The sequence below is a fragment of the Bradyrhizobium sp. UFLA05-112 genome (assembly GCF_053572325.1).
Window position 1 is genome coordinate 1 of record NZ_JBANBK010000174.1, and the last position, 4,898, is coordinate 4,898.

Below are 4,898 nucleotides of genomic sequence, written 5' to 3' on the forward strand. Positions count from 1 at the left end.
ACGCAGGCCGCCGGCGCAATGGAAGACGAACTTCTTGTCCTCCTGGAAGATCGGCTTCGCATAGGGGCTCTGCGGATCGATCCAGAATTCGAGCATGCCGCGGGTGCAGGCAAACGCGCCGGGAATACGGCCGTCGCGCTCGATCTCGCGGGGGTCGCGGATGTCGACGATGACGACGTCGCCATTCTTGGAGATCTCGATGGCGTCTTTTGCCGACAGCGTCTCGATTTCGGCATTGGCCTCGTCGATCAGCGCCTTGATGCCGCGGGTAATGTTTTGGGGCATGTGCTTCTCCCTCTTGTTGTCATTCCGGGGCGCGCGAAGCGCGAGCCCGGAATGACGGCGGCGCACATCAGTGCGTCAACTCCTTCATCGCGCCCTCGAGCCCCTCGATGGTGATCGGGAACATGCGGTTGGCGAAGATGCGGCGGATGATGGTGGTCGATTCCGAATAGTCCCAGTGCTTCTGCTGCACCGGATTGAGCCACACCGCATGCGGATAGGTGCGGATGATGCGCTCGAGCCAGACCGAGCCCGGCTCCTCGTTGACATGCTCGACCGAGCCGCCAGGCACCATGATCTCGTAAGGCGACATCGAGGCGTCGCCGACGAACACGACCTTGTAGTCGTGCGGATATTTGTGCAGCACGTCCCAGGTGGGCGTGCGGTCGGTGAAGCGCCGCTTGTTCTGCTTCCACACGCCCTCATAGAGGCAGTTGTGGAAGTAGAAATACTCCATGTGCTTGAACTCGCTCTTCGCCGCCGAGAACAGCTCCTCGACCTGCTCGATATGCGAATCCATCGAGCCGCCGATGTCGAAGAACACCAGGAGCTTGACCGCGTTGCGCCGCTCGGGGCGCATGACGACGTCGAGATAGCCGTGATTGGCGGTTTGCTTGATCGTGTTGTCGAGATCGAGTTCGTCCGGCGCGCCGGTACGGGCGAATTTGCGCAAGCGGCGCAGCGCAACCTTGATGTTGCGGATGCCGAGCTCGACATTGCCGTCGAGATCCCTGAACTCGCGCTTGTCCCACACCTTTACGGCGCGGTTGTTGCGGTTCTTCTCCTGCCCGATGCGCACGCCTTCCGGGTTGTAGCCATAGGCGCCGAATGGCGAGGTGCCGGCGGTGCCGATCCACTTGCTGCCGCCCTGATGCCGGCCCTTCTGTTCCTCGAGCCGCTTCCTCAGGGTCTCCATGAGCTTGTCCCAGCCCATGGCCTCGATCTGCTTCTTCTCTTCCTCGGTGAGGTATTTCTCGGCGAGCTTCTTCAGCCACTCCTCGGGGATCTCCGCCTTGTCCATGGCGTCGAGCAGGCTCTCCAGCCCCTTGAAGACAGTGCCGAAGACGCGGTCGAACTTGTCGAGGTTGCGCTCGTCCTTCACCAGCGAGGCGCGCGACAGATAGTAGAAATTCTCAACCGTGTAGTCCGCGAGGTCGGCGTCGAGCGCCTCCATCAGCGTGAGGTATTCGCGCAGTGTCACAGGGACCTGCGCATCGCGCAACGAGGTGAAGAATTGCAGGAACATGGGTGACAGATTGCCCGTCGGATGGCTCCCGTCAAGGGGCGCCGACCTCTCCCACAGGAAGAGGTCGGCGCACAGCGCCGGGTGAGGGGTTTCGCTCCCTCGTGCGACTTGAGCCCCCTCCCCCGATTTGCTGCGCAAATCCACCTCTCCACGTCGGGGAGAATGAACCGAGTTCGAGCGCGCAATGATTCAACATGGACCGGGGGGCTTTTTGCTCTAGAATTGCTGCACTTGAGGCTTGGTTTTTGGGGATCTTTGCCATGGGAATTATCGCAGCGCTGATCATCGGCGCGATCGCCGGCTGGCTCGCGGGGAAAATTGTTCACGGGGCGGGATTTGGGCTGATCGGCAATATCGTGGTCGGCATCATCGGAGCGCTGGTCGCGGGCTGGATCCTGCCGCAGCTCGGCATCGGGCTCGCCACCGGCACATTCGGCTCGATCCTGGACGCCACCATCGGCGCGGTGATTGTGCTGGTCATCCTTTCGCTGATAAAACGGGCCTGAAAAGCTTGACCTAACCCGGAACGGCCGCTCGAAGCGGCCGTTCCCATGTTGTGGCGGAGGTGCACCTCGCCCGATGACCGACAAGGACGCGCGATGAAGTTTACCGGCACCAAGGACTATGTTGCGACCGACGATCTCAAGGTCGCCGTCAACGCCTCGATCGTGCTGGAGCGCCCGCTGCTGGTGAAGGGCGAGCCTGGCACCGGCAAGACGGTGCTGGCCGAGGAAGTCGCCAAAGCGCTGAACGCGCCGCTTCTGACCTGGCACATCAAGTCCACCACCAAGGCGCAGCAGGGCCTCTACGAATACGACGCGGTGTCGCGCCTGCGTGACAGCCAGCTCGGCGACGCCCGCGTTTCCGACATCAAGAACTACATCAGGCGCGGCAAGCTGTGGGACGCCTTCACCGCCGAGCAGCGCCCGGTGCTGCTGATCGACGAGATCGACAAGGCCGACATCGAGTTTCCGAACGACCTGCTGCTCGAGCTCGACCGCATGGAATTCCATGTCTACGAGACCGGCGAGACGATCAAGGCGAAGCAGCGCCCGATCATGATGATCACCTCCAACAACGAGAAGGAGCTGCCGGACGCGTTCCTGCGCCGCTGCTTCTTCCACTACATCAAGTTCCCCGACGCCGAGACAATGGGCCGAATCGTCGACGTCCACTTCCCCGGCATCAAGAAGCGCCTGGTGGAAGAGGCCCTGCGCATCTTCTTCGAGGTGCGCGAGGTGCCCGGCCTGAAGAAGAAGCCATCGACCTCCGAGCTGCTCGACTGGCTGAAACTGCTGCTCAACGAAGAGATGACGCCCGAGCAACTGCGCGAGCGCGACCCGCGCAAACTGATCCCGCCGCTGCACGGCGCGCTGCTCAAGAACGAGCAGGACGTGCATCTGTTCGAGCGGCTGGCGTTTCTGAGCCGGCGGGAGGTCTGAGGCGCAAGCTCGCAATAAAAGCTTTGTTGTAGCCTCAAACGCCGCTGTCATTCCCCGCGAAAGCGGGGAATCCAGTACGCCGCGGCCTCTCCGTATCCCACCGCCGCCTCTCGAATACTGGATCGCCCGCTTTCGCGGGCGATGACACCGAGATTGTGGAGCGCGCGTGCCCCAAGCTCGTCATTGCGAGCGCAGCGAAGCAATCCAGACTATCTCCGCGGCACGACTCCAGCTCAATGCCTAACGTCGAGACCCACTCGATGGTCGACAGCGCGGTACCATCTGCGAGCTTGCTGAAGAAACCGTGGGGTGGTTAGCGTCAGCGTAACCCACCACTTCTCTCACCAAGCGGGAAGCAAAGAGGTGGGTTTCGCTTCGCTAACCCACCCGACGAAGTGGCGCCCTCACGCGACTGCGCTTTCCGGCACGTTCGCCGCTTCCATCGGCGTCTTGCCCCGGATCAGATCGGACGCGCGGTCGGCGATCATCATCGTGGAGGCGTTCAGATTCGCCGAGATCATCCTTGGCATCACCGAGGCGTCGACGACGCGCAGGCCCTGGAGGCCGTGGACGCGGAGCTGGTCGTCGACCACGGCCCAGGTCGACTCCGCCGGGCCCATGCGGCAGCTGCAGCCGGGGTGGAAGGTGGTGGTGCCGCGCTCGGTGGCTGCGGCGAGGAATTCGTCATCCGTGTTGATGTTCGGCCCAGGGAAATCCTCGTAGGCGTAGTAGGGCGACAGCGGCCCCGACTTCAAAAGCCTGCGCGCGAGCTTCATGCCGCCGACGATGACGCGGCGGTCGAGTTCGGCGTCGAGATAATTGGTCTGGATGATCGGCGGCGCAAAGGGATCATTGGAGCGGATGCGCACATAGCCGCGGCTTTCGGGCCGCTGTTGCCAGGAGGCGACCGTCATGCCGGGCTCGTCCTCGAGCTGGCCCTGCACGCCCTCTTTGTAGCTCGCCGGCGTGAAGGTGAGCTGGAGGTCCGAGCGATCCGGGCTCTCACCCGAATACCAGAAGCAATAGACCATGGTCGGCGACAGCGACAGCAAGCCGCGCCGCGCCGTCGCCCATTTCAGCGCTTCGACCCAGAGATGCCAGCCGCGGCGAAGCTCGTTGATGGTCTTGATGTCCTTGACCCGCGCCACCGTGCGCGGCGCGTAATGGTCCTGCAAGCCTTCGCCAACCGGGAGCGCGTGGCGTACCGCGATGCCGTGCGATTGCAAGAGATCGGGCGAGCCGATGCCGGAGAGCTGAAGCAGTTGTGGCGAATTATATGCGCCGCCGGCAAGGATCACTTCCTTATTGGCGCGCACTTCGATCTGCGTGCCGCCGCGGCCGCCCTTCATGTAGCGCACGCCAACCGCGCGCTTGCCCTCGAAGACGATCTCGGTCGCGTGCGCATGGGTGTGCACATGCATGTTCGGCCGCTTCATCGCAGGCCTTAGGAACGCGGTTGCGCCGGAGACGCGCAGGCCGTTTTCGATGGTGCGCTGGCAGTAGGACACGCCTTCCTGCGTCCTGCCGTTGTAGTCGGGGTTGCGGGGAATGCCGAGCGACACCGCGCCTTCCATGAAGGCCTCGCAGAGCGGATCGCGCCACTCCATGGTGGTGACGGTGAGGCTGCCGTCGCGGCCGCGATAGAGCGACTCCCCTTCGCCGACACGCTTCTCCAGCCGCTTGAAGTAAGGCAGCACGTCGGCATAGCTCCAGCCGCGATTGCCCATCTGCGCCCAGGTGTCGAAGTCGAGATTCTGGCCGCGATTGTAGATGTGGCCGTTGATTGAGGACGAGCCGCCGAGCGTCTTACCGCGCGGCGCATAGATGCTGCGGCCGCCGGTCCAGGGCCCCGGCTCCTGCTGGTAGGCCCAGTTGATGCTCTTCATATGGAAGGTCTTGATGAAGCCTGCCGGAAGATGGATGTAGGG

5 protein-coding genes are annotated in these 4,898 nt (G+C 63.0%); 2 read left to right on the forward strand and 3 right to left on the reverse strand.

Annotated features, from left to right (window positions below):
* Positions 1 to 285 (reverse strand): rhodanese-like domain-containing protein (locus tag SO180_RS41910; protein WP_449384623.1); only part of this gene is annotated, 285 nt, incomplete at its 3' end.
* A gap of 67 nt (positions 286 to 352) precedes the next feature.
* A complete protein-coding gene (locus SO180_RS41915) occupies positions 353 to 1,528 on the reverse strand; it encodes a vWA domain-containing protein (protein ID WP_449384624.1) in 1,176 nt (391 codons plus the stop codon).
* Between the two features lie 260 nt (positions 1,529 to 1,788).
* On the opposite strand from SO180_RS41915, the gene SO180_RS41920 reads away from it, so the two are divergent.
* The gene (locus SO180_RS41920) at positions 1,789 to 2,034 is read left to right on the forward strand and encodes a GlsB/YeaQ/YmgE family stress response membrane protein (RefSeq protein WP_449384625.1); all 246 of its coding nucleotides are present in this window, start codon (positions 1,789 to 1,791) and stop codon (positions 2,032 to 2,034) included.
* Positions 2,035 to 2,127: 93 nt separating this feature from the next.
* A complete protein-coding gene (locus SO180_RS41925; RefSeq protein ID WP_449384626.1) occupies positions 2,128 to 2,970 on the forward strand; it encodes an AAA family ATPase in 843 nt (280 codons plus the stop codon).
* A gap of 404 nt (positions 2,971 to 3,374) precedes the next feature.
* Here the strand turns inward: SO180_RS41925 and SO180_RS41930 are convergent.
* Positions 3,375 to 4,898, reverse strand: a 1,524-nt coding sequence (locus SO180_RS41930) for a GMC family oxidoreductase (RefSeq protein WP_449384627.1), incomplete at its 5' end; no start/stop codon positions are given.

Bases quoted from the DNA above. Each gene is read 5' to 3' on its own strand.
- SO180_RS41915 (WP_449384624.1), bottom strand. From the start codon at position 1,528: ATGTTCCTGCAATTCTTCACCTCGTTGCGCGATGCGCAGGTCCCTGTG.
- SO180_RS41920 (WP_449384625.1), top strand. From the start codon at position 1,789: ATGGGAATTATCGCAGCGCTGATCATCGGCGCGATCGCCGGCTGGCTC.
- SO180_RS41925 (WP_449384626.1), top strand. From the start codon at position 2,128: ATGAAGTTTACCGGCACCAAGGACTATGTTGCGACCGACGATCTCAAG.